We start from the raw sequence: 23,759 nt of genomic DNA, 5'->3' as shown, positions 1-23,759 counted from the left end.
TGTACCGCAACAACTGGATGGTGGTGCGCGAGGACGATATCCGCCGCCCCGACGGCTCGCTGGGCATCTACGGTGTCATCGACAAGCCGACGTACGCCCTGGTGGTCGCCCAGGACGGTGATCGATACCGGATGGTCGAACAGTTCCGCTATCCAATCGGGTTGCGGCGCTGGGAGTTTGTCCAGGGCACCGCGCCGGGCACCCTCGACGGTGACGAGCCCGAGCCGACGGACCTGGCCGAACAGGAACTCCGTGAGGAAACCGGTTTGCGCGCCCAGTCGTGGGAGGTGCTGGGCCGCCTCGACGTCGCGCCGGGGATGAGCAGCCAGCGCGGCTGGGCCTTCCTGGCCACGGGTATCACCGAAGGTGAGCACGAACGCGAGCACGAAGAGCAGGACATGCACAGCGAGTGGTTCACCGCCGACCAGATCGATCGGATGATCCTGGACGGCCTGATCACCGATTCACAAACCCTGGCCGCCTGGCTACTGCTCCGACTGCGCCGGGAGAACCGGTAGCCGAACACACCGACCCCCGCCATGGCCGATGGCGGGGATGCCCTGGCGCGGTCAGGCGCGTCCGCCTGCGCCGGCGATGCCGCCCCGAAAGTAGGGCGCCGACGGCTTGCGATGTCTGGGCATGGAATTCCTTTCGCGAGTTAGCGGGTGGCTCGGCCGACGACGAGCGGATGGACGACGAAGGGCATCCCGCTCCACACGGCATCGGTGGCGTCGACCTCGAATCCGGCGGCGCGGATCAGATCGAGGGTCGGGCGGTTGCAGACGCAGCCGCCGGCGAAGGCACGCCATGGTCGTTCGAAGAGGTTCTGCCACAACATCAAAGGACGCCAGCTCGATCGGGTGTGTTCGATTAACAGCAGCTGCCCACCTGGCCGTAGGACACGCGCGATCTCGCGCAGCGCACGTGCGGGATCATCAACGGTGCACAGCACCAGGGTGGCCACGACGGTGTCCACAGTCACGCTGTCCCACGGCAGGCACTCGGCACGCGCATCGGAGATGACCGCCCGACGACCGCTCCGGTCCAGGCGGTGTGCCAGTTTCCGGCGCATCCCGGCCTCGGGTTCGGTGAGCAGCAACTCGTCCAAGTCGGCGGGATAGTGGGCGATGTTCAGCCCGGTGCCGGCACCGATTTCGAGGACGCGGCCGTGGGCCTGGGCCAGCAGGTTGCGGCGGCGGCGCCGCATGCCGGCGATCTCAGCACTCCACAGGAAGGGGTCGTAGAGCAACGCCATGATCCGTAGCCAGGCCCGGGACGAGCCGACCGTGACGAGCTGGGTCATAGCGTGAAATTACGAGCCCGCGGTCCGCGCGCGCATCGCCCGATCCGGCCATTTTGCCGGCATGGCCGATTCCGGCCAGTTACAGCAGACCGAGCCTCGCGGCCTCGGCGACGGCCGCAGTACGTGAGGAGCTCCCGAGCTTGCGGCGGATATTGGCGACGTGCCGGTGCACCGTATGCGGGCTGAGGTGAAGGTGCTCGGCGATCTCGGGGTCGGCGAGACCGCGGGCCACGCACGCCAGGACTTCGCGTTCCCGCGCGGACAGCTGCGAGCTGTCCTGCGGCGGATCGGATGGTTGCGGGGCGAGCGCATGCCGGCATGCACGGATCACGGCATCGATGTCGCCGTGCCACGGAAAATGCGATGTGCCTTGCAGTGGAACGAAGGCCGCACCGGCGATGGCGGCCGCCACCTCTCGCCCGCACCGGTACGGAACGGCGCGGTCATCGCGGCGGTGCACCACCGTCGTCGGCACCCGCAGGAGCGGAAGGCACGCACGCACATCCAGGCTGTACACCAGCCGCAGCAGTGCCGCGGCAGTCTCGGGGGTGGCCGATTCGCGTTGCAACCGGGCGAAGCGTTCGTGCGCAACCGTATCGGCGTCGCCGAGGAAGATGTTGCTCAGCACGCGCGACCCCAGACCCCAATGCGCTTGTACGGCAGTCACTATCGCGTCGTCGACGCCCGGCGGGGTCAACACCTCACCTCGGGGGTAGGAACCGTACAGCACCAGCCGCTCCACCCGGTCCGGGTGGGCCGCGGCAAACGCCACCGCCGTGCAGCTACCCGAGGAGCCGCCCAGTAGGGACACCCGCTCCAGGCCGAGCCCGTCGAGCAGCGTTCGCAGGACCGCCACTTCACCGTCGAGCGTCAGGTCGACGTCATGCACCGTCCGGTCCGACATCCCGGCACCGAGGCGGTCGTACCTGATCAGCTCGAAGCCCGCGGCCACGCCCTGCCAGAAGCGCCGCACATCTGGGTCTTGCCAGTCGAGTTCGAGGTGGCTGACCCACCAGGCCGGCGCGACGAGCGGCGGTCCCTCGCCGCGTCGCTCGTAGGCCACGCGCCGGTCCCCGACCGGGAGGAAGCGGATTGCAGGCATGGTCCTGCGAGCGTACGACGCTACGAGGCGCTGCGGTGGCCGTGCTTGCCGTATCGCTGGGCCTTGGCGATGAACCGGATGATCAAGGCGGCGACCACGATGACGAGGAAGGGCCCGTAGAACTCGGTGTAGGTGACCCCGCGGCGCCAGTAGGCGATGAAGAAGGTGAACCAGATGACGTAGCTTCCGATCACGTGCAGCCGATGCCACCCGGCATACGGCATCCGCTTGGCAATCCGGTCGAAGGACGTCACGGTCATGGCGATCAGGAAGCCGTAGGCGATGAAGTCGAGGACATAGACACCGTGCGGGGTGCGTTCGACGCCGGCGTCGAACCGCGGCTTGTTCACGATGATGGTGGTCACGATGAAAAAGGCGTGCACGACATGGGATCCGGCGAAGGCGACCCCGAGATAGCGCCGGTTGCGCCGGATCCACCGGGTGGTGGCAGTGGGCCACAACTGATAGAGCGACGATGCGGTGAAGGCGAGCAGGAAAAGGACCGCCGACGTGCGCGCGGTGATGCGGATGCCGAGGTTGGCCCCACTCGCCCCGCCGACCGCGGTCGCCGCGATCGTGGAAATCACCGCGACAACGACGATGAGAAGCCAGGTCAGCTTCCAGCCCGACAAGGTAGTGGCCAACATGCTGGACGACGGTGTCGGGCGGGTGTCGGTTGTCATCACTCCATTCGAGCAGCGGCACCTCATCTAGTCGAACGAACATTTCAGATGTCTTCAATCAACAATGCAGATGAGAGGAATGATCGAGGCGCTGGACGTTCAGCACCTGCACTCACGCCTAAATGGGTTATGTGATCCATAAATTACGACTAATTCCCGCTAATCGTCAGCATCGAGACTGCTACAGTGGGTTACGGAACCCACTATAACTACGGCGGCCGATGCCCCGTCAGGTAGGAGACTGATCGATGCACCCCCAACACCGCAAAGTGGTAACCATGTCCGCGGCAATCGTTTGTGCGGCAGGAATCGCGGCGGGCTGTAGCACGAGCACCACCGAACGGCCCAGCACGTCGACAACGACGGTCACACCGACAAGCACCCACATCACCCCGGCGCCGACGGAAAAGAGCATCAGCCCTACCGGTGGGAATCGTTTCACTCCGCCGGTCCTCGCCCCACCGGCCCCGAATGTCCCCCCGGGCCAGCATCCGGGCATCAACGGCATCACGTAACCGGCAGCGTCGGGGCGTCACCTATTCGGTGGCGCCCCGTCCGTCTCGATACGCTTCAAGAAGTCGCAACCAGACCTCGCTGATAGTCGGGAAGCATGGGACCGCATGCCACAGCCGCGCCAGCGGAATACGACTCGCGACAGCGATGGTGGCCGAGTGCAGCATCTCGGCAACTCCTGGGCCCACGAACGTGACACCGAGCAGATATTCACCGTCTTCATCGACGACCATACGAGCCCGGCCACTGTAGCCGTCTGCATAGAAGTTGGCCCCCGGGACGGTCGCCCCCATGTCGACATCGACGGTACGCACGCGGCGGCCCCGGCGCTTCGCCTGCTCGCTGGTGAGTCCTACTGACCCTGCTTCAGGATCGGTGAAAAAGGCTTGCGGCACAGCGAATTCGTCTGCAGTTGCGGCGTGAATGCCCCATCGTTCGGTGTCGACCGGGTGGCCGTGCGCGCGCGCACCGATCACGGCGCCCGCAATTCGAGCCTGATATTTTCCCTGGTGCGTCAGCAACGCCCGGTGATTGACATCGCCGAGCGCGTACAGCCAGTCTCCTGCGACGCCACGTACCGTGCAGGTGTCGTCCACATCGAGCCAGCTGCCGGGCGGCAGGCCGATGGTTTCCAGGCCGATGTCAGCGGTGTTGGGGGTACGCCCTGTTGCGAAGAGGATTTCGTCCACCTCCAGCTCCTCACCCGAGTCCAGGGTGACATGCGTCGGCCCGGTCCCACCGGGCCGACGCAGCGCCGAAACTGTCACGTTCAGCCGCACGTCCACCCCCGCTGCCGTCAGGCCGGCTCGAACGTACTCCCCGACAAACGGTTCCATTCGAGGCAGGAGGGTCGGAGTGCGCGCCAGCAATGTCACAAACGATCCGAGGCCACGCCAGGCCGTGGCCATCTCGACGCCCACACCGCCGGCCCCGACAACCGCCAATCTCGGCGGCACACTACTGCTGTCCGTCGCCCTACGGTTGGTCCATGGCTTGGCCTCCGCCACACCGGGAAGGTCTGGGACGGTCGCCGTGCTCCCGGTGCAGATGACCACGGCATGGCGTGCCTGCAGCGTGACAGCACCTTCCTCCGCGGTGGTCAACGTGACTCGACGTGCACCGTCAAGTCGGGCATGGCCACGGAACAGCCTCGGTCCCATGGCAGCAACCGCCGCCGCCACCGGTGTGTCGTCCCAGTCGGTGACATAGCGATCGCGGCGCCCGAACACCCCCGCGGGGTCGATCGCTGCGCTGACCGCCTCTCGCGCGCCATCGACTCGGCGGGCATCGGCCACGGCGAGCACGGGGCGCAACAATGACTTACTGGGCACGCAGCCCCAGTAGTTGCACTCGCCGCCCACCAGTTCACGCTCGATCAATGCCACCGACAGACCCTCTGCGTGAGCGCGATCGGCAGCATTGATACCGACCGGTCCCCCACCGAGGACGATGACGTCGTAGACATCGCCGGCCCGCGGCACGGCCTGGCGGTGCGTATCTAGGGAGCTCAATGTGTTTACCTTTCGTGACTCACTAATCGAAGCTGCCGCGCGCCAGCTCGTCTGGGTCGAGGCCGCGATCAGGGCCGTGGGCAAGCACGGTCTGCCCTGGTTCCATGACCAGACGGCGGCCGTTCAGCCGTACCTCGACCTTGTCGGGCTCGAAGGATACGAAGTTGCGCACCCGTGCCACCTCTGCCCAGGCGTCGGGGTACGACCACGCAGCACGTGATCTATCACCGATGTCGTAGTAGCTGGCCAATCCCTTGTATGGACAGAAAGTTTGGCCTTCAACCGGTCGCAGCACCGCTTCGTCCACATCGTCGCGCGAGACATACCAGCGTGGAGCGAAACCCGACTCGAACAGAACCATCGGCTTGCTGGTATCCGCTACGACCCGATCACCACATCGCACCACGAGATGCCTTGATGTGGAACGGATATCGATACGGTGATAGAAGTCTGCGGCATGGCCGACGATACGCTCGTCTTCCTCGTAGAAGGCATCCATTGCTCGCCACGCGAAAGCCACACGGTCGTCCAGCACCCGCGCGTGAGCCGGCAGCGACTCGAACCGCCATGCGGCCCGCTTGACCTCTCCCTGCCCGCTGCGCAACGCGAACCAGGTAACCGGACCCAGCTCCGAATGCTGGGTGATGTGTCCGTCATGCACCAACACCGTGGCATCGATGTCTTCGACGGGAAAGTACGCCACGGGATAACGGCCTGGCTCGTGTAAGAGCAGAACATTTTCACTGTCGGCGACCCAGGCCCGACCCAGCCGTGCCCGCATCCGACGTCGCAACGGTTCGACGAACAGCAGCCGGGGTACCGGTGCCGGTGTGAGGAACTGGCCGGCAGGCTGACGACCAAATGGGCCTTGCTGCCACGCCAATCCCATCGCAATACCTCCACGTTCACACCAGATGACGACCGGCGGGTCACCTGACTCTCCGCCGATGTTCTCGACCGGTATCAGCCTCCGGTCACAGATTGGGACGCTACACCCAAAATAATGGGCTGCATAGCCCAAGTTGTCCAGGCCAGCCGGCTGTGAATGACCAGCCCGCAGGCAGTGTCAGCGGGCGGGTCGCGCCGAACGACGCGGATTAGGTTCCGGCGCAGCGAAACTGGTCACATAGTGAACTGCCGCCTGCACGGCCACTTTGAACGGCTCCGGGGAGCCGGTGATATGGGTGAGCATCGTCCCGCCTTGGTGCGCCACCACCAAGGCTGCAGCAAGATGACGAGGATCGGCTTCTTCGCGCAGCTCATTTCGTTCGACCATCGTGCGCAAGCCGTCGCGGAACAGACCGAGCCAACGGTCATAACCATCGGCGAGATCATCGAGGACGACGTCGTCTGCTTCGAGTAGTTCGCCCGTCAACGACCCGTAGACGCACCCGTTGCGCAGATAGCTGGGGCCTGACTGTGTCCAAGACAGCTCGGCCCACGATCGAAGCGAGGACAAGGTGTCCAACCCGCCCAGCTGCGGTTGAGTATGGAAGCCGAGGACAAACTCGGTCCTGGCAGAAATGATCTGGCGCACCAAATCCTGCTTATCCGAAAAGTAGTGCGACATCTGCGATCCACTGACCCCGACGGCCGCCCGCACGTCATCCAGACTCGTACCGCTGACACCTCGCTGCAGGACCAGCTCCGCAGCCCCCTCAACGATCCGTGACCGCGTCTCCAGACCCTTCCGCGTCAGCCGACGCACCTCGGACTGCTGCTCCGATCTGCGCGGCCGAGCCCCGGGTGACGTGCGTCGAACCAACCGAGGACGACGTTGCTGTGGATCCTTGGCGAACAGACGAAGGTAGTTGACGACAAATTGGGTTGCATCGACCAACGGCCATTCCTGGCGATAGGTGAACGCGACTACTCCCGCACCCTGGTGGACGGCCACCACGACGAGGGCCAGATGAGCCGGGTCGGCTGACGCGAGCAGCGCACCACGGCTCTTCATGCGGGCGAAGCAGTCCTCGAGAAGTGTGACCCAGCGCCGGTAGCCGTCGGCGAAGGTGTTCCGGGTGCCCTCGTCGGTCTTGGCGAGCTGGCCCGCCAACGCGTGATAAGTCGCCGTGCCTCGATAGCCGATTTTGCGCAAGTATCGGACGTTGAGATCGGCCCACCGCTCCCAGTCGGCGAAAGTGTCGAGCCCGCCAAGGGCCGGCTGGCGATGAAAGTCCAGGACTATCTCGATCTGGCGCCTCAACACTGCACGAATCAGCTCGTTGCGGTCGCCGAAGTAGTGGTTGAGCTGAGAGCCGCTGACGTTCGCCGCGCGCCGCACCCTATCGAGGTTGAACGTGGTCAAGCCGCCGTCGAGGAGGACCTCCGCCGCACACCGGAGAATTCTGTCTCTGGTCGCCAGGCCTTTGGCCGTGAAACCGCGTGTATTCGCATCATCCGCGGAGGTCATCTCACTATGCAAGATACCCGAACACATGCGATCGGGTGCGAACATCCACGCCTGTCGCCGGCGCCGAGGGCACCAGCGGCAGCGGGACCACAGCAAATGTGGACCTGGAGGTGATCGGCACTCCAGACCGCGGCGTGGGTAGGACAGATTTCGGCGCGGCCGACCATGGACATATTGGGCTGCGTAACCCATAATCGGCACCGGGCATTAACCCGCTCCAGACCGCGAGAAGGAGAGACGTGTCTGCCACCGAGCCTTCGACCGCCGGAGATGCGAGCGACGCTCCACGCATCCTCATATTCGACGTCAACGAGACGCTGCTCGACATCGACTCCCTGCAGCCGTACTTCGAGGAGATGTTCGGCGATGCGGCCGCCCTCCGCACGTGGTTCGCCGAACTCGTCCTCTATTCGATGACGTTGACGCTGTCGGGCTACTACCTGGACTTCTTCGCCCTCGGGCGAGCCACGATGAAGATGATCGCGACCGCCAGGGGTATACACCTGGACGACAACGAGATACGAGCCCTCGAGGAGGGCATGCGCACAATGCCGGCGCACCCCGATGCCGAACCAGGCCTTCGTCGTCTGCATGAGCACGGTTATCGTCTTGTCACCCTGACGAATTCGCCGCTACATGCGGATACTCCGACACCTTTGGACCGTGCCGGGCTCAGCACATACGTCGAACGACAGTTCACCGTCGATGCACTGAGGGTGTTCAAGCCGGCCACCCAGCTGTACAGACGGGCGGCAGCAGACGTCGGTGCTCAGCCAGCGGAATGCATGATGGTGGCTGCGCACGCGTGGGACCTCATCGGCGCACATGGCGCCGGCATGCGCACGACTCTGATCACACGGCCGGGTAACGCCGCACTGGTCGCGGACGGTATCCCCATTCCGGATACCTGCGCCGGCAACATCGTCGAACTAGCCGACCAGCTCGTCGCGGCCGCGGACTGACAGAGCAGACATCCTCCCAACGAGAAAGGCGAGAAATGCCATGACGCAGACTATGTCAACCGATCCTGCCGGCTCGGAAGCCATCGCCCCCGCCGGTCCCACTATCGTCCGCGAACGGCCGGGCGGGGACCTGATGCGCGCCATCGTGCTCACGGGCTTCGGCGGGGTCGACAAGTTGGTACATACCGAGATCCCAAAACCATTGCCCAAGCATGGAGAAGTCGTGATCGCCGTGAAGGGCTTTGGCATCAATCATGCCGAGATGCACATGCGCCGCGGAGAATGGGCCGAAGCCGCCGAGGTCAGCGGCATCGAGTGCGTTGGCGTGGTCGATTCGTGCCCGGACGGGACGTTCAACGTAGGCGACCGGGTGGCAGCACTGATGGGCGGCCTCGGGCGGACGATCAACGGAAGTTACGCCGAGTACACCCGGGTCCGCACGGCGAATGTCGCACGCATCGACGTCGACCTCCCGTGGGCGCAACTGGCCGCGCTCCCGGAAACGTATGCCACAGCGTGGACATGCTTGTTCCGCAACCTGGAACTCGACTCGGGTCAGCTGCTGTTGATTCGAGGGGCGACATCGTCCTTCGGCCAAGCCGCGCTGAAATTGGCGGTCAACGGCGGAGCACGTGTCATTGCCACGACTCGCAAGAGGGACCAATTCAGGATCCTCACGGAATTGGGCGCCGAGCGCGGAGAGCTGGAGGGTCCAGACCTGGCAGCACGACTGCCCGAAGCCAAATCGGTCGACGCCGTGCTCGATCTGGTCGGCAACAGCACCATTCTCGATTCCCTCGACCTGCTGAGGCGAGGTGGGCGTGCGTGCCTCGCCGGGTGGCTTGGAGGTCTGGCACCCATTCCGGATTTCAACCCCCTGGCCAGGATGGCCAGCGGAGTGCACTTGACCTTTTTCGGCAGCTTCGTCTTCGGCTCTCCCGGCTTCCCCGTCTCAGACGTACCTCTCAGCGACATTGCCGCCCAGGTGAAAGTCGGCGAGTTGGATGCGGCTCCGGTCCGGGTGTTTTCTTTCGATGACATCAGGCAAGCCCACAGTGTGATGGAGTCCGGTGCCGCCAACGGCAAGATGGTTGTGGTTCTGGATTAGTCGATGGCGGATATTCTGCGCGCTCTGATCGGCGATTTGTCCGCGTTGCCGGGCGATGCGGTGAAGACCTGTGCACTGTTCGTATCGGCAGCGGCATTGTTCCGGTTCACCGAGCGGCGAACACTGGCCGAATTCGCGCCCTTCGATTGGGTGGCAGCCGTGGCCGCCGGATCCATCGTCGGGCGCGCGGCCACGGCATCGGATACATCATGGGTTGCAGCCGCATTCGTGTTGGGCTGCCTATTGCTGACACATTCGGTGCTCACACGATTGCGTTTCGTGCCGCGACTGGGGCGTCTGATCGACCCGCCTCCTCGCATACTCATCAGGGATGGCACTGTGTTGCAGCGGAATGTGCGCCGATGTGGCCTCACCCGTGCCGATCTCCAGGCTCTGCTGAGGCAGCACGGCCATCTTCGGCTGGATCACGTCCGACTCGCAGTCTTCGAAGCCAAAGGAGCGGTGTCGGTTCTTGCCATAGCGGACCGGACAACGGCATGCCCCGAACCGGCCGACAGTGAGGAGGACTGGTAACTAAGTGTGCTTCGACCGCGATGCCCGCTGGGATACTTCGAACTCGGCGACATAGTCCAGTGCTGCATCGACCGCGGCATGGTAGGGACTGCCGACACCGGTGATGTAGGCAAGTAATGCGCCGCCTTGATGGGCCGCCACGAGGCAGGTGGCCAGATGCCCGGGGTCGGCATCCGAACCGAAGCTGCCGCGGTCACGCATCGCTGAAAGTCCTTGGTGGAAAAGGTCTATCCAGCGGTCATAGCCGCCGGCCACGTCATCCAGCACGTCGTCTGGAGCCTCCAGCAGTTCGCCGGCCAACGCGCCATACACACAGCCGTTGCGCAGGTAGGCCGCACCTGAGTGCGACCAGCACAGCTCAGCCCATGCCCGCAGGGATTTCATATCGTCCAGCCGGCCAAGCCCCGGCTGGGTGTGAAAGGACACCACGTCGTGGGTGCGTGCGATGACGACCTGCCTGGTCAGGTCGTCCTTATCGGCGAAGTAGTGCGAGAGCTGGGATCCGCTGACACCGACGGCGCGACGGACGTCTTCCAGGCTGGTGCCGTGCACCCCACGCTCGAGGATCAATTCCGCCGCGCCCTCGACGATGCGCTGCCTGGTTGCCTTCCCCTTGGCCGTGAACGCCGGCGCCGACTGGTCGTGGGGTACGCGGGGCCGACGGCGGGCGGAGGCGCCGGCGACCCGGGGTTTCCGATCCGCTGGGTCGGCGGCGAACGAGCGCAGGTGGTTCACGACGGCCCGGGTGACGCCCACCATCGGCCACTCTTCACGAAAGGCGAATGCCAGCATGCCCGCGCCCTGGTGCAGGCTGACCACCGCCATCGCCAGCCGATGGGGATCGACGCTGTCGACCACCAATCTGCGGCTCTTCATCCGGGCGATCGAGTCTTCGAGCAAGCTGATCCAGCGCCAGTAGCCCTGGGCGAGGGTGTCTTTGATGACCTTGTCGGACTTGGCGAGTCGGCCTGCCAGTCCGTGGTAAGTGACGGCGCCCCGGAAACCGGTGGTATGCAGATGGCCGACATTCAGATCAGCCCAGCGCTCCCAGTCTTCGAAGGTGTCAAGCGCTCGTAGCTCAGGTTGGCGATGAAAGTCGAGCACGGCATCGGCTTGGCGACGCACGACCGCGCACAGCAAATCCCGCCGGTCAGTGAAGTAGTGCGTGATCTGAGATCCGCTGACAGCCGCCGCTTGGCGCACCTTGTCGACATTGAATCCTGCGACGCCGTCTTGAAGCAGGACGTCCGCAGCAGCCCGGACGATCCGCTCTCGGGTGGCGAGTCCTTTCGCGGTGAAATCGCGCGGTTCGGACGCATGCGAACGGGTCATCTCGCTGTACAAGATACCGGTCGCGATCTGTTGGCACAGATGTCCTTTTGTGTGGGCGATCCCTCTGTCTGTGCGAGTCGTGCGATCTCAGGTCACTTTTGTCGGCCGGCTCCCCCGATATGTGTGGACAGGAATCGCGAGATGAGCGGTAGCACCTCGGTCAGGGCGGATTCGAGGAGGAAGTGCCCGCCGTCGAGCAAGTGCACTTCGGCGCTCGGCAGGTCGGCGGTGAAAGCTTGAGCTCCCGCCGGCCCAAAGATCGGGTCACCACTGCCCCACACGGCAAGAAGCGGGACTTTGCTCTGGCGAAAGTAATCGTGGACGCGAGGATAGAGCGGGCGATTCGTCGCATAGTCGGCGAACAACGCCAGTTGGATGGCGTCATTACCCGGCCTGGACAAGAGCGCAAAATCATGCGCCCAGGCGTCCGGATCCACCAGGGTCTCATCCGGCACGCCGGTCAGGTACTGCCAGCGTGTGGCATCGAGCGACAGGAAGTCCCGCAATGGAGCTTCCGTCTCACGACACGGATCGGCATGATATGCCCAGATCGACGTCCAGAATTCTTCGACGAAACCGGCGTCGTAGGCGTTGCCGTTCTGCGTGATGATCGCCGTAACGGCATGCGGGTCCGAGAGTGCCAGCCTCCAGCCGATCGGCGCACCGTAATCCTGGACATACATTGCGTACCGGTCGACTCTGAGGGTGCGCAATAGTCCGGCGGTCAGCCTCGTCAAGGTGTCGAAGGTGTAGTCGAAGGAGTCGGCGACAGGCGCATCCGACAGACCGAAGCCGAGATGGTCCGGCGCAATGACGTGGTAGTCGTTGGCCAGAGCCGGAATCAGATGCCGGAACATGTGGGAGCTGGTGGGAAAACCGTGCAACAGGACGACGGCCGGCTTCCGCACATCGCCGGCCTCACGGTAGAACAGCCGATGACCGTCAATGGTCGCAAACCTGTGATGGACCGCAGCCATGCCCGCGCCTCCTCCGAGCCAACTATCCCACTTCTGTGGGTTGAACAACCCATTATTCCCATATCTGCCGCCACCGCGCTAGGGCCTGGATCAGATTCGCGGTGCGATTTTCGCGGTGAGATTTACGTATCCGCACAACCCCTTGACGATCGAGACCTTGGACCTATAGTGGGTCATCCAACCCAATACAGGAGGATGGATGACTGAGAGCGCACGCGGACGAATCGCCGTCGGCCAGGTCCAGATTTCGAAGATCGACACCGTCGCAGCAATACTCGGCCGATACGGCCTGGTAATCGTGATCGGCTGGATCGGTGTACTCAAGTTCTTCGACTTCGAAGCCCATCAGATCGCGCCGCTGGTCGCTCACAGCCCGTTCATGGGCTGGCTCTACCACATCTTCTCGGAGTACACGTTTTCCGCGTTGCTCGGTGTCTTCGAGGTGGGCACCGCAATCTTGCTCGCGCTCAAGCCGGTTGCGCCCAGAGCGTCCATCCTCGGTAGCGGGTTGGCCATCCTGCTCTTCGTCAGCACGATCAGCTTCCTGTTCTCCACTCCGGGAGTAACAGAGCCGGCGGGCGGCGGTTTCCCCGCGCTCTCACTCACCGGTGAGTTTCTGCTCAAGGACATTCCCCTGCTCGGGTTGTCGGTATGGACTTTGAGCGACGCCATTAAGGCAGTGCAGAAGGGCAACGCTTCACCAGCCTAGGTACGCCCCCGATGTCCAGCGGCCCACAGTGACCGATCCGTCACGATGCGATCACTAATTGACGCCGTCGCGCTGTGGGATCGCTGGGATGTCGGTGCCTGCTTCTACCGTGGGCTCGTCAGGAGCTTGAGAGAAGTAGGAGTGATGTCGGTCCGTCGAGTGTGCGTCGCGGTGGCGCTCGCGCTGGTGGCTTGTCTGGGTAACATGGCGACGGCCGGTGCCGCGGGCCAACCGTTGAACGGCCGCTACCAGGTGGTCAGTTACGCGTCGCAGAAGAACGGCACCAGTATCGCCGCACGCCAGGCCGAGCCGGATTTAAGTGCGGTCTATACGTTTTCGACGGCCTGTGGCCGAGTGTGTGTCGCGACGGTGATCGATGGCCCGGCGCCCTCGAACCCGACCATCCCGCAACCTCAGCGGTACACGTGGGACGGCACCAAGTGGACCTTCAGCTACGACTGGCAGTGGGAGTGTTACACCGGCGACCAATATCCACGGGTCTACAGCCCGGCGACCTCCTGGGTGTCCTACACACCGCAGCCCGACGGATCGCTGCGCGGCAGTTGGTATACCGACATCCTCAGCGACGCGTGCCGGGGCAACGTGCTGATGCCCGTCGCGGCGTTCCCGGTCCCTTAACTCTCGAACAGGCCCTGCGTCACCGCCGTCGGCGAGCCGAAACGGTGCGCGGTCACCGCGACCGCTTGTTCGCGCACGAAGGTCAGCAGTTCGATCCGCCCGGCCTCGACAACCGGTTGCGCGTACAGCGCGATATCGACCCGGCCCGCGCTGTCGCGGGCGAACTCCACCCGGCTGCCACCGAGCAGCCGTACTCGCGCGGGGGCGTTGTCGCGCAACAGTTTCTGCCAGGCAGCCGCATCGTCGACCCGATAGGTGACACCCATGACCCGCAACGCCTCGGCCACCGCCCGCTGTAGCGGTTCCGGACTGGAGACGGTCACCGGGGCACCGGCAAGAATCCCGGCACCGACCACGCGCAGCAGGGTCGCGGTGTCACCGTTGGTCGCGCGCACGGTGACGGGCACCGGAAGGTACCGCAGTACATTCTGCTCCACCTGCAACCCGGACACATCGCGCGCGACGCCGAATTCCTCGGCCCACGCGAGCGCATCGGAGGCGAAGGCGCGCTCCAGGAAGGCACGCTCATCGGGCGCCAGACCTGCTGCGGCCGAGAGCAATCGGGACACCGCAGGCGGAAGGGCAGCGCCCCGCGTGGCACGGGCCGGCTGCCAGTCGGACAGCCCGATCAGATAGTTGGGTCCGCCGGCCTTGGTGCCTGCGCCGACCGCCGACTTCTTCCAGCCACCGAACGGCTGCCGACGTACGATCGCCCCGACGGTCGAGCGATTCACGTAGGCGTTGCCGGCCTGCACCTGGTCGATCCAGCGTTCGATCTCGTCGCGGTCCAGGCTGTGCAGTCCCGCCGTCAGCCCGTAGTCCACCTGATTCTGGATCGCGATCGCCTGATCGAGATCGTCGGCCGCGATGAGCCCCAGTACCGGGCCGAAGTATTCGGTGAGGTGGAACTCCGAACCGGGCCGCACGCCGGTCTTCACCCCCGGCGACCACAGCCGGCCGGTGTCGTCGAGGCGGCGGGGTTCCACCAACCACTGCTCCCCCGGTGCCAGCTGCGTGAGTGCGCGCAATAGCTTGCCGTCCGCGGGCTCGATGACCGGGCCCATCTGCACGGCGGGATCCGTCGGATAGCCGACCTTCAGCGAGGTGACGGCGTCGACCAGCTGGTCGCGGAACCGCGCCGACCGAGCCACCGACCCCACCAGGATGCCCAACGAGGCCGCCGAACACTTCTGCCCGGCATGCCCGAAGGCCGAGGACACCAGATCCTTGACCGCGAGATCGAGATCGGCGTGCGGGGTGATGACGATGGCGTTCTTGCCGCTGGTCTCGGCCAGCAGCGGCAGATCCGGACGAAAGCTGCGGAACAACTGCGCCGTGTCGAAGGCGCCGGTCAAGATCAGCCGATCGACCCGCTCGTCGGCCACCAGCCGGGTGCCGAGGTCGCTTTCGTCGACATGGACCAACCGCAGGACTTCTCGCGGGACGCCGGCATCCCACAGTGCCTGCACCATGAGCGATCCGCAGCGTCGGGCCTGAGTGGCCGGTTTGATGATCACCGGGCTGCCCGCGGCCAGCGCGGCCAGCACCGATCCGGCGGGGATCGCCACCGGGAAATTCCACGGCGGGGTGACCACCGTGAGCCCGACGGGCACGGCAGTGGCGCCGTCGACGGCGTCCAGTTCCTCGGCGAGTGACGCGTAGTAGGTGGCGAAGTCGATCGCTTCGGAGACTTCGGGATCGCCCTGATCGAGGGTCTTTCCGCATTCGGCGGCCATCGCCTCCAGCAGGACCGCCCGGGCGGCCTGCAGCGTTCCCGCGGCGCGGCGCAGCACCGACGCCCGGTCCGCGCCGGACAACACCCCCCACCTCGCCCCGGCGACGACAGTATCGGTGACGATCCGGTCCAATGCCTCCGGCGTGTCAATCGTGTACCGGGACACCAGCTCCCGGCCGGCCGTCGAAGTGGCGATCCGTTCGGTGATCGCGCGTCCCCACGCCAGGTTGCCGGGCAATGCCGGGTCGGTGTCGGCGACGTTGGCGAAGCTGCCCGCCGGGCAGATGGCGGCGTTCAGATCGTCGGTGCGCCGGTCCTGGCGGCGGTTCGGCGGCGGGACCGCAGTGTCGAGCTGAGCCAGGGAGGCAACGAACCGGTGCCGCTCACGCTCGAAAAGGCCTGCGTCGTCGTGCAGCTCGAATACCGCGGACATGAAGTTGTCCTGGCTGGCACCCTCCTCCAACCGCCGTACCAGGTAGGCGATGGCGACGTCGAAGTCCTTGGGGTGCACCACCGGTACGTAGAGCAGCAGACCACCGACGGTGCGCCGGACCGCTTCGGCCTGGGCCTCGGCCATGCCGAGCAGCATCTCGAACTCGATCCGGTCCCGGACGCCACGCTGCCCGGCCAGCACCCAGGCATAGGCGATGTCGAACAGATTGTGCCCGGCGACGCCGATGCGGACGTTGGCGGTGCGCTCGGGGTGCAGCGCGTAATCGAGCACCCGTTTGTAGTTGGTGTCGGTGTCCTGTTTGGTCGGCCACGTCGCCGCCGGCCAACCGTGCAACGCCGCCTCGACGTGCTCCATCGGCAGGTTGGCGCCTTTCACCAACCGCACCTTGATTCCCGCGCCGCCACGCTCGCGCCGGGCCCTAGCCCAATCCTGCAGTCGCATCATCGCGCCCAGCGCATCCGGCAGGTACGCCTGCAGCACGATGCCGGCTTCCAGGCCCAGCAGCTCCTGCCGGTCCAGCAGCCGGGTGAACACCGCGATCGTCAGTTCGAGGTCGCGGTACTCCTCCATATCGAGGTTGATGAACTTCGTCGTCGGCGCGGTCGCCGCCAGCGTGAACAATGGCAGCAGGCTTGCTTCGATGTGGTCGACGGCGTCGTCGAAAGCCCACGGCGAGTGCGGCGGGACGGTGGCCGACACCTTGATCGACACGTAGTCGACATCGGGCCTGCCGAGCAGCCGTTCGGTGCCTTCAAGCCGTCGCGCCGCTTCGGCCTGGCCCAGCACGGCCTCGCCGAGCAGGTTGATGTTGAGCGCGACGCCACGGCGACGGATCCGCGCGATCGAGCGCCCCAGCCGGGCGTCGGTCGCGTCGACCAACAGATGACCGACCATCGTGCGCAGCGCTTTTCGGGCGACGGGGATGACCAGCCCGGGGGCGACAACGGAGACCAGCGCACCGAGTTTGATCAGCAGGCGTAGATGCGCCGGCAGGAAGCCCGGTGCGGTGCGGGCGAGATCGCGAAGATTGGCCGCGGCGACCCGACGGTCTTCGGGCCGGACCACGCGGTCGACGAACCCGACGGTGAAGTCCAGTCCGTGCGGGTCTCGCAGCAGCTTGGCCAACTGCCGACCCGCCGGCGCCACCGGTTGAGCCGCGGCGTCGTCGAGCCAGCTGCGCACCTGGCCCACAACGTCGGTCAGCAGGTCGTCCTTACTGGTCACGTCGGTCATCTGCCCATCATCGGCCGCCAAGACACTTAAAATAAAGCAATGATTTCTGACGTGAAAGTTTAAGCAAAAATGAAACATCAGCGGGCCGATCTGCTCGATGTCCGCAGGCTGCGGTTACTGCACGAGTTGAGCCTGCGCGGCACCTTGTCCGAGGTCGCCGAGGCGCTACACCAGAGTCCATCCGCCGTCTCCCAGGCGCTCAACCAGCTGGAACGCGAGGTCGGCGTCCCGCTGTTGGAAAAGGTCGGCCGCCGGTTGCGGCTGACGCCCGCGGCCGAGGTACTCGTCGAGCACACCGGGGTCATCTTGGCGCGGCTGGAACTGGCGGCCTCCGATGTCGCCGTGCAGAGCGACGAGGCGTCGGGCACCGTGCGGTTGGCGGTGTTCCAATCGGCGGCCTCGGCCTTCATGCCACAGATGCTCACCGAGTTGGCGACGCGTCATCCGCGGCTGCGCGTGACGATGTCCCAGCGCGAACCCGAGCAGGCGCTCTACGAGACGTGGATGCGCGAGTTCGATCTGGTGATTGCCGAGGAGTACCCCGGGCACGCCGCCCGGGCGTATCCGGACCTGCACCGCGCGCCGCTGACCACCGACCTGCTGCGGCTGGCCGTCCCGCCGGCCGGGGATCCTTGGGACCGCATCTCCTCGGTCGCCGATGCCGCCGAATTGCCGTGGACGATGGAGCCGGAAGGTACCGCGTCGCGGCACTGGGCCGAACAGCTATGTCGGCGAGCCGGTTTCGAGCCCGATGTGCGCTTCGAAACCGACGACCTGGAAGCCCAGATCGCGCTGATCGAGAACGGCAACGCGGTTGCGATCCTGCCCGATCTGATGCGGGTCCGCCGCCGACCGAACGTGCGCGTCGTCGATGTCGACCCGCGTCGGCGTTCGGTGTTCACCGCGACACGGACCGCCATCAGCGCCACCCCGGCCATCGTGGCCTGCCGGCAGGCCTTGGCCTCAGTGGTGCCCGAGCATCTCGACGTGGACTGACCCGTCAGCCCAACCGCTGCACCGCAGCCTCAGCCCAAACGCTGCACCGCAGCGGAAATCCGTTCGTCCGTGGCGGTCAACGCGATCCGCACGTGCTGGGCACCCGCCGGCCCGTAGAACTCGCCGGGTGCCACCAGGATGCCGCGTTCGGCCAGCCACGCCACGGTGTCCCGGCACGGCTCCCCGCGGGTGGCCCACAAGTACAGACCCGCCTCGGAATGGTCGATGGTGAAACCGGCGTTGCGGATCGCGGCCGCCAGCACGTCGCGGCGGCGGGCGTAGCGATCACGCTGCTCGGCCTCGTGGGCGTCATCGTCCAGGGCGGCGACCATCGCGGCCTGCACCGGCGTCGGGACGATCATCCCGGCGTGCTTGCGGACCTCGAGCAGCTCGCGCACCAGCGCGGGATCCCCCGCCACGAACCCGGCGCGGTACCCGGCCAGCGATGACGTCTTGGACAGCGAGTGCACCGCCAACAGGCCGGTGTGGTCGCCGTCGGACACCGATGGGTGCAACACGCTGAACGGCTGCGCATCCCAGGCCAACCCCAGGTAGCACTCGTCGGACGCCACGATCGCGCCGCGCTCCCGCGCCCAGCCGACCACCTTGCGCAGATGATCGACACCGAGCACCCGGCCGGTCGGATTGCTCGGCGAGTTGAGGTACACCAGCGCCGGACTCTGCGGGCCCAGCTGGGTCAACGAATCGGCCGCCACCACCTGGGCACCGGCCAGCCGCGCGCCGACGTCGTAGGTGGGATACGCCAACTCGGGAATCACCACCGTGTCAGCGGCACCCAGCCCGAGCAGGGTCGGTAGCCAGGCAATGAGCTCTTTGGTGCCGATCACCGGCAGCACCGCGGACTCGGCCAGCCCGGTGACGCCGTAGCGGCGCTCCAGGGCGGCCACGGCGGACAGCCGCAGCGCGGCGGTACCCGCCGTGGCCGGATAGCCGGGCGACGCGCTGGCTGCGGCCAGTGCGTCGCGGATCAGCGGTGCGACCTCGTCGACCGGCGTGCCGACCGACAGGTCGACGATGCCGTCAGGATGTGCGCGCGCGGTAGCCGCGACGTCGGCCAGGGTGTCCCAGGGAAAAACCGGCAGCGCAGCGGACTTGACCGAACGGACCGTGCTCACTCGCCCTTGGGCTCGAGATCCTTGATGGCCTGCGGATCATTGTCGGTCTGGCCGACCTTCGACGCGCCGCCGGGCGAACCCAGTTCGGCGAAGAAGTCCGCATTGCTCTGCGTGTAGCCGCCCCACTGGTCGGGCACATCGTCCTCGTAGTAGATGGCCTCGACCGGGCAGACCGGCTCGCAGGCGCCGCAGTCCACGCACTCATCGGGGTGGATGTACAGCATGCGTGCACCCTCGTAGATGCAGTCGACAGGGCACTCCTCGATACATGCCTTGTCTTTGACGTCGACGCAGGGTTCGGCAATGACGTACGTCACTGATGTCTCTCCTGTCCAGGGGGCTGCTGGTCGGGTAGGTCCGGCTCAGACTCATTGAGTCTGCGGCAAGTATGCGATGCCCGTACTTGCACGCGCGTCTCAGTGTGTCCTAACTTCCCGCGCGGCCCGCGGGCGCGCGCGTGGTTACTGATACTAGACGTTGCAGATACACCTCGACTAGACACCACGCACGGTGTTTGTCAGGTCTTTGCACCTTGTTGCATAGGACCGTCGGTACCACCTACGCTGCCGTGATGGCCCTGCAGCACGCGATCCTGGTGGCGTTGTGTGAGCAGGCCGGATCCGGGTACGAATTGGCCCGCCGCTTCGACCGCTCCATCGGGTACTTCTGGGCGGCCACCCATCAGCAGATCTATCGGACGCTGCGCAGCATGGAGGCAGACGGCTGGGTCTCGGTCCACGTCGTCGAGCAACGCGGCCGCCCCGACAAGAAGGTGTACTCGGTATCCGCAGACGGCCGGGCCGAGTTGAGACGCTGGATCGCCGCGCCGCTGACCGGTGGTGGCAGCACCGTGGCTGATCACCGCACCCGCGATCTGGCCGTCAAGGTCCGCGCCGCCGGCTATGGCGACACCGCCGCCATCCGCGCTCAGGCCGAAGCGCTGCGCGCCGAGCGGGCCGCGCTGCTGGACACCTACCGCGGCTACCAGAAGCGCGAGTTCGCCGACCCCGCCACCCTGACCGGGACGGCCTTACACCAGTACCTGGTGCTCCGCGGCGGGATGCGCGCCGAGGAAGGCGCGATCGAGTGGCTTTCCGAAGTAGTGGAGGCATTGTGAACTATCCGAACCTGTTGTCGCCGTTGGATCTCGGCTTCACCACCCTGCGTAACCGAGTGGTGATGGGTTCCATGCACACCGGCCTGGAGGATCGTGCCCGCGATACCGACCGGCTGGCCGCTTACTTCGCCGAACGCGCCCGCGGTGGCGTCGGGCTCATCATCACCGGCGGCTACGCCCCCAACCGAACCGGCTGGTTGCTGCCGTTCGCCGCCGAGATGCGCTCGAGCGCCGACGCGCGCCGGCATCGCACCATCACACAGGCGGTGCACGATGAGGGCGGCAAGATCGCGCTGCAACTCCTGCACGCCGGACGCTATGCCTACCATCCCTTTTCGGTCAGCGCGTCGTCGGTCAAGGCGCCGATCAACCCGTTCCGGCCGCGCGCGCTGCGGGATGTGTCCGGGACCATCGCCGATTTCGTACGCGCGGCCCTGCTGGCCCGCGCGGCCGGTTACGACGGGGTCGAGATCATGGGCAGCGAGGGCTATCTGCTCAACCAGTTCCTCGCGCCGCGCACCAACAAGCGCACGGACGCCTGGGGCGGCACGCCGGAGAAGCGGCGCCGCTTCCCGGTCGAGATCGTGCGTCGGGTTCGCGAGGCGGTGGGCCCCGACTTCATCATCGTCTACCGGATCTCGCTGGCCGACTTCGTCGAGGACGGCCAGACCTGGGACGAAATCGTCGCGCTGGCAACCGAAATCGAGGCAGCCGGCGCCACCATCCTGAACACCGGGATCGGCTGGCACGAGGCCAGGGTGCCCACCATCGTCACCTCAGTCCCGAGCGGCGCCTTCGTCGGGACCAGCAGCGCGCTGGCCGAACACGTCGGGATTCCGGTAGTCGCGTCCAACCGGATCAACATGCCGCAGGCCGCCGAGCAGATTCTCACCGACACCCAGGTGCAGTTGATTTCGATGGCCCGCCCCCTGCTGTCCGACCCGGACTGGGTGCGCAAGGCCGCAGCCGACGCCGCCGATCAGATCAACACCTGCATCGCGTGCAATCAGGCGTGCCTGGACCACGCCTTCGCGCACAAGACGGTGTCCTGCCTGCTCAACCCGCGCGCCGGACACGAGACCACCCTGGTGCTCGGCCCCACCCGACACGCCCGGTCGGTGGCTGTGGTGGGTGCCGGTCCGGCCGGGCTGTCCGCCGCCGTGAGCGCGGCGCAACGCGGGCACCGGGTGACACTGTTCGAGGCGAATCCGGCCATCGGTGGTCAATTCGACTTGGCCAGAAGGGTTCCCGGAAAGGAAGAGTTCAACGAGACCCTGCGGTACTACACGCGGATGCTCGACGTACACGACGTCGACGTGCGCCTGGGCGTGCGGGCCACGGTGGATGCGCTGGCCGGGTTCGACGATATCGTGCTGGCCACCGGGGTGGTGCCGCGTACGCCCGCCATTCCCGGCATCGATCACCCAATGGTGTTGTCCTACGCCGAGGCACTGTCCGGTGCCCCGATCGGCAAGCGCGTCGCGGTGATCGGCGCCGGCGGAATCGGTTTCGACGTCTGCGAATTCCTGGTGACCGACGAGTCGCCGACGCTGAACGTCAAGGAGTGGAAGGCCGAGTGGGGCGCGCTGGACCCACAGGACGCACCCACCGTGCGTGGCGCGCTGACCACGCCGATCCCGCTGCCGCCCGTTCGTGAGGTGTACCTACTGCAACGCACCACAGGCGCCCAGGGCACCCGGCTGGGCAAGACATCCGGATGGGTACACCGCGCAACGTTGAAAGCCAAAGGCGTACATCAGCTTTCCGGGGTCAACTACGAGCGCATCGACGACGCCGGACTGCACATCAGCTTCGGGCGGGACCACACGGAAGCGCGGATACTGGCCGTGGACAACGTGATCGTCTGTGCGGGTCAGGATTCGGTGCGCGATCTCGAGGACGGGCTACGTGCCAGGGGCATACAGCCGCACGTGATCGGTGGCGCCGCCGTCGCGGCCGAACTCGACGCCAAACGGGCGATCCGCCAAGGCACCGAACTCGCCGCCCGGCTGTAACCCTTTTTTTCGCGAGCGGCCGTGTTTGCACACCGACACGCCGCATTTGGTGGCATTCTGCGGGCGCTCGCGGTGGGTGAGCAGGCCCCGCGCGGGGCTGCTCACCCATCCCGACCTCAGGCCTGCTTGAGCGCCTCGATCTCCAGGGTGATGGTGACCTTGTCGCCCACCACGGCGCCACCGGTCTCCAGCGGTGCATCAAACGAGATGCCGAAATCCTTGCGGTTCAACACCACCGACGCTTCGAAGCCGGCCACCGCGCCGTGCCCCATGCCCGGGTTCACGCCGTTGAACTCCAGCTTCAGCGATACCGGCTTGGTGACGCCCTTCAGGGTGAAGTCACCGTCGAGCACGTAGTGGTCACCGTCGGCCCGTACCGCGGTGGAGGTGAACGTCGCGGTCGGGAACTGCTCGACGTCGAAGAAGTCGGCGGCCTTCAGATGCGCGTCGCGCTGCTCGTTGCGGGTGTTGACCGAGTTGATGTCGATGGTCGCGGTGACCGACGGGGTGCCGTCCTCGGCGACAACGATGGCACCGGTGAACGCGTCGAACGTGCCGCGCACCTTGCTCACCACGAGGTGGCGTACCGAGAAGTTGACCGAAGAATGCACCGGGTCCAGCGCCCAGGTGCCAGCGGTCAGGTCGGTGGCTACTGCTGCGGTCATGAAAGCTCCTTGTTCGGTGGGGCCGGCCCTCCCGGACCCTCGTCGAAACTAACTGGACCGTAGTCCGGATTATTCGACGCAACCCGATAATGTGAGCCAGATCACTTTGTTGTCAGCCCATGCCCCACACCGCCCGGGCGCCGGAATCCCCTACCCGGATCACCACGGCGATCGCCGCCAGCCCGACGACCACGGCCAGCACCGCGACCACCGCAGCCATCGCGCGCCCATGGCCGGACCACCACTGCAGCAGCGCCAACAACACCGCCACCACCAACAGCGCGACGGCAACGTAGGGCATCCAGTCCCCGCGTTCGGCATGCTCCTGCAGCACGGCGGGCGGTTGCGGGAAGTTGGCGTACATCGCCTCCCCCGCCTCCACGGTCAACGGGGTGAGGCCTGCCGTCACCGCGGCCAACACCAGCACGAGCCACACCAACCGCTCGCGGGCGGGCGGCCACAGGGCGCAGAGGATCTCCAGCAGCGCCACCAGCGGCACCAGCACGACGATCGCGTGCACCAGCAACGGGTGAGCGGGCAGGCCGGCGATGGTGTCCATGGGCCCGAGGATCCCACGCGAGCGCCCTCGAAATGCCACGAATGGCGGCGCGCCCCTGTGCAG

The 23,759-nt window shown here is 65.9% G+C and carries 22 protein-coding genes; 9 read left to right on the top strand and 13 right to left on the bottom strand.

Features of this window, described 5'->3' with window-relative positions:
* Positions 1-17 precede the first annotated feature (17 nt).
* Positions 18-518, top strand: a complete 501-nt coding sequence (locus SBI67_RS24960; RefSeq protein WP_318983333.1) for an NUDIX domain-containing protein — start codon at positions 18-20, stop codon at positions 516-518.
* 140 nt (positions 519-658) lie between these two features.
* Here SBI67_RS24960 and SBI67_RS24955 read toward each other — a convergent pair whose 3' ends face one another.
* From SBI67_RS24955 to SBI67_RS24925, 6 genes are all read right to left on the bottom strand, one after another.
* Complete coding sequence (locus tag SBI67_RS24955; RefSeq protein WP_318983157.1) at positions 659-1,303, bottom strand: class I SAM-dependent methyltransferase; 645 nt, start codon at positions 1,301-1,303, stop codon at positions 659-661.
* A gap of 79 nt (positions 1,304-1,382) precedes the next feature.
* On the bottom strand, positions 1,383-2,405 hold the full coding sequence (locus SBI67_RS24950) for an alpha/beta fold hydrolase (RefSeq protein ID WP_318983156.1): 1,023 nt from the start codon (positions 2,403-2,405) through the stop codon (positions 1,383-1,385).
* 20 nt (positions 2,406-2,425) lie between these two features.
* Positions 2,426-3,088, bottom strand: a complete 663-nt coding sequence (locus tag SBI67_RS24945; protein WP_318983155.1) for a hypothetical protein — start codon at positions 3,086-3,088, stop codon at positions 2,426-2,428.
* A gap of 536 nt (positions 3,089-3,624) precedes the next feature.
* A complete protein-coding gene (locus tag SBI67_RS24935) occupies positions 3,625-5,112 on the bottom strand; it encodes a dihydrolipoyl dehydrogenase family protein (protein ID WP_318983153.1) in 1,488 nt (495 codons plus the stop codon).
* A 22-nt stretch (positions 5,113-5,134) separates the two neighbouring features.
* Positions 5,135-6,001 (bottom strand): DUF427 domain-containing protein, encoded by an 867-nt coding sequence (locus SBI67_RS24930; protein WP_318983152.1) that lies wholly within the window; start codon positions 5,999-6,001, stop codon positions 5,135-5,137.
* A gap of 177 nt (positions 6,002-6,178) precedes the next feature.
* Positions 6,179-7,525, bottom strand: coding sequence for a TetR/AcrR family transcriptional regulator (locus SBI67_RS24925; RefSeq protein WP_318983151.1), 1,347 nt, complete (start codon positions 7,523-7,525; stop codon positions 6,179-6,181).
* Between the two features lie 239 nt (positions 7,526-7,764).
* Here SBI67_RS24925 and SBI67_RS24920 point away from each other — a divergent pair, with 239 nt between their 5' ends.
* The 3 genes from SBI67_RS24920 (at position 7,765) to SBI67_RS24910 (ending at position 10,129) form a co-directional block, all read left to right on the top strand.
* Entirely contained in the window at positions 7,765-8,487 is a 723-nt protein-coding gene (locus SBI67_RS24920) for a haloacid dehalogenase type II (protein ID WP_318983150.1), read from the top strand.
* Positions 8,488-8,620: 133 nt separating this feature from the next.
* Positions 8,621-9,595 (top strand): zinc-binding alcohol dehydrogenase family protein, encoded by a 975-nt coding sequence (locus SBI67_RS24915; protein WP_318983332.1) that lies wholly within the window; start codon positions 8,621-8,623, stop codon positions 9,593-9,595.
* A 3-nt stretch (positions 9,596-9,598) separates the two neighbouring features.
* The gene (locus tag SBI67_RS24910; protein ID WP_318983149.1) at positions 9,599-10,129 is read left to right on the top strand and encodes a DUF421 domain-containing protein; all 531 of its coding nucleotides are present in this window, start codon (positions 9,599-9,601) and stop codon (positions 10,127-10,129) included.
* Here the strand turns inward: SBI67_RS24910 and SBI67_RS24905 are convergent, their stop codons facing one another.
* Together SBI67_RS24905 and SBI67_RS24900 are read right to left on the bottom strand one after the other, a co-directional pair.
* Positions 10,130-11,461 carry a TetR/AcrR family transcriptional regulator gene (locus SBI67_RS24905; RefSeq protein WP_318983148.1) on the bottom strand — a complete coding sequence of 444 codons (1,332 nt, stop codon included), beginning with the start codon at positions 11,459-11,461 and terminating at the stop codon, positions 10,130-10,132.
* A 92-nt stretch (positions 11,462-11,553) separates the two neighbouring features.
* On the bottom strand, positions 11,554-12,438 hold the full coding sequence (locus SBI67_RS24900) for an alpha/beta fold hydrolase (RefSeq protein ID WP_318983147.1): 885 nt from the start codon (positions 12,436-12,438) through the stop codon (positions 11,554-11,556).
* A 199-nt stretch (positions 12,439-12,637) separates the two neighbouring features.
* On the opposite strand from SBI67_RS24900, the gene SBI67_RS24895 reads away from it, so the two are divergent.
* A complete protein-coding gene (locus tag SBI67_RS24895; RefSeq protein WP_318983146.1) occupies positions 12,638-13,147 on the top strand; it encodes a YkgB family protein in 510 nt (169 codons plus the stop codon).
* A 144-nt stretch (positions 13,148-13,291) separates the two neighbouring features.
* The gene (locus SBI67_RS24890) at positions 13,292-13,786 is read left to right on the top strand and encodes an Rv2253 family sensor-like surface protein (RefSeq protein ID WP_318983145.1); all 495 of its coding nucleotides are present in this window, start codon (positions 13,292-13,294) and stop codon (positions 13,784-13,786) included.
* Here SBI67_RS24890 and SBI67_RS24885 read toward each other — a convergent pair.
* Positions 13,783-17,208 carry a bifunctional proline dehydrogenase/L-glutamate gamma-semialdehyde dehydrogenase gene (locus tag SBI67_RS24885; protein ID WP_318983144.1) on the bottom strand — a complete coding sequence of 1,142 codons (3,426 nt, stop codon included), beginning with the start codon at positions 17,206-17,208 and terminating at the stop codon, positions 13,783-13,785. The two genes, SBI67_RS24890 and SBI67_RS24885, sit on opposite strands and share 4 nt — an antisense overlap.
* Positions 17,209-17,277: 69 nt before the next feature.
* Here SBI67_RS24885 and SBI67_RS24880 point away from each other — a divergent pair, with 69 nt between their 5' ends.
* Complete coding sequence (locus tag SBI67_RS24880) at positions 17,278-18,204, top strand: LysR family transcriptional regulator (RefSeq protein WP_318983143.1); 927 nt, start codon at positions 17,278-17,280, stop codon at positions 18,202-18,204.
* Between the two features lie 29 nt (positions 18,205-18,233).
* On the opposite strand, the gene dapC is transcribed toward SBI67_RS24880, so the two are convergent.
* A complete protein-coding gene (gene dapC, locus SBI67_RS24875) occupies positions 18,234-19,340 on the bottom strand; it encodes a succinyldiaminopimelate transaminase (protein WP_318983142.1) in 1,107 nt (368 codons plus the stop codon).
* On the bottom strand, positions 19,337-19,657 hold the full coding sequence (gene fdxA / locus SBI67_RS24870; RefSeq protein ID WP_024450890.1) for a ferredoxin: 321 nt from the start codon (positions 19,655-19,657) through the stop codon (positions 19,337-19,339). The genes dapC and fdxA overlap by 4 nt, the downstream gene beginning before the upstream one ends.
* Positions 19,658-19,911: 254 nt before the next feature.
* Between fdxA and SBI67_RS24865 the strand changes: the two genes are divergently transcribed.
* Both SBI67_RS24865 and SBI67_RS24860 read left to right on the top strand, forming a co-directional pair.
* Positions 19,912-20,457: a PadR family transcriptional regulator gene (locus tag SBI67_RS24865; protein WP_318983141.1), complete on the top strand. Its 546-nt coding sequence runs from the start codon at positions 19,912-19,914 to the stop codon at positions 20,455-20,457.
* A complete protein-coding gene (locus SBI67_RS24860; RefSeq protein WP_413232563.1) occupies positions 20,454-22,472 on the top strand; it encodes an FAD-dependent oxidoreductase in 2,019 nt (672 codons plus the stop codon). The genes SBI67_RS24865 and SBI67_RS24860 overlap by 4 nt, the downstream gene beginning before the upstream one ends.
* 116 nt (positions 22,473-22,588) lie before the next feature.
* Here the strand turns inward: SBI67_RS24860 and SBI67_RS24855 are convergent, their stop codons facing one another.
* Both SBI67_RS24855 and SBI67_RS24850 read right to left on the bottom strand, forming a co-directional pair.
* Complete coding sequence (locus SBI67_RS24855) at positions 22,589-23,137, bottom strand: YceI family protein (protein ID WP_318983140.1); 549 nt, start codon at positions 23,135-23,137, stop codon at positions 22,589-22,591.
* Between the two features lie 112 nt (positions 23,138-23,249).
* The gene (locus tag SBI67_RS24850; protein ID WP_318983139.1) at positions 23,250-23,696 is read right to left on the bottom strand and encodes a DUF2231 domain-containing protein; all 447 of its coding nucleotides are present in this window, start codon (positions 23,694-23,696) and stop codon (positions 23,250-23,252) included.
* Between the last annotated feature and the right edge of the window lie 63 nt (positions 23,697-23,759).

Origin of the sequence: Mycolicibacterium chengduense, assembly GCF_033741155.1 — a bacterium.
In the GTDB taxonomy this organism is placed as follows: Bacteria; Actinomycetota; Actinomycetes; order Mycobacteriales; family Mycobacteriaceae; genus Mycobacterium.
Note: the sequence above shows the minus strand (reverse complement) of the source record. Positions and strands in the feature narration are given on the sequence as shown.

Bases quoted from the DNA above. Each gene is read 5' to 3' on its own strand.
- SBI67_RS24960 (WP_318983333.1), top strand. From the start codon at position 18: ATGGTGGTGCGCGAGGACGATATCCGCCGCCCCGACGGCTCGCTGGGC.
- SBI67_RS24955 (WP_318983157.1), bottom strand. From the start codon at position 1,303: ATGACCCAGCTCGTCACGGTCGGCTCGTCCCGGGCCTGGCTACGGATC.
- SBI67_RS24950 (WP_318983156.1), bottom strand. From the start codon at position 2,405: ATGCCTGCAATCCGCTTCCTCCCGGTCGGGGACCGGCGCGTGGCCTAC.
- SBI67_RS24945 (WP_318983155.1), bottom strand. From the start codon at position 3,088: ATGACAACCGACACCCGCCCGACACCGTCGTCCAGCATGTTGGCCACT.
- SBI67_RS24930 (WP_318983152.1), bottom strand. From the start codon at position 6,001: ATGGGATTGGCGTGGCAGCAAGGCCCATTTGGTCGTCAGCCTGCCGGC.
- SBI67_RS24925 (WP_318983151.1), bottom strand. From the start codon at position 7,525: ATGACCTCCGCGGATGATGCGAATACACGCGGTTTCACGGCCAAAGGC.
- SBI67_RS24915 (WP_318983332.1), top strand. From the start codon at position 8,621: ATGCGCGCCATCGTGCTCACGGGCTTCGGCGGGGTCGACAAGTTGGTA.
- SBI67_RS24910 (WP_318983149.1), top strand. From the start codon at position 9,599: ATGGCGGATATTCTGCGCGCTCTGATCGGCGATTTGTCCGCGTTGCCG.
- SBI67_RS24905 (WP_318983148.1), bottom strand. From the start codon at position 11,461: ATGACCCGTTCGCATGCGTCCGAACCGCGCGATTTCACCGCGAAAGGA.
- SBI67_RS24900 (WP_318983147.1), bottom strand. From the start codon at position 12,438: ATGGCTGCGGTCCATCACAGGTTTGCGACCATTGACGGTCATCGGCTG.
- SBI67_RS24895 (WP_318983146.1), top strand. From the start codon at position 12,638: ATGACTGAGAGCGCACGCGGACGAATCGCCGTCGGCCAGGTCCAGATT.
- SBI67_RS24890 (WP_318983145.1), top strand. From the start codon at position 13,292: ATGTCGGTCCGTCGAGTGTGCGTCGCGGTGGCGCTCGCGCTGGTGGCT.
- SBI67_RS24885 (WP_318983144.1), bottom strand. From the start codon at position 17,208: ATGACCGACGTGACCAGTAAGGACGACCTGCTGACCGACGTTGTGGGC.
- SBI67_RS24880 (WP_318983143.1), top strand. From the start codon at position 17,278: ATGAAACATCAGCGGGCCGATCTGCTCGATGTCCGCAGGCTGCGGTTA.
- SBI67_RS24865 (WP_318983141.1), top strand. From the start codon at position 19,912: ATGGCCCTGCAGCACGCGATCCTGGTGGCGTTGTGTGAGCAGGCCGGA.
- SBI67_RS24855 (WP_318983140.1), bottom strand. From the start codon at position 23,137: ATGACCGCAGCAGTAGCCACCGACCTGACCGCTGGCACCTGGGCGCTG.
- SBI67_RS24850 (WP_318983139.1), bottom strand. From the start codon at position 23,696: ATGGACACCATCGCCGGCCTGCCCGCTCACCCGTTGCTGGTGCACGCG.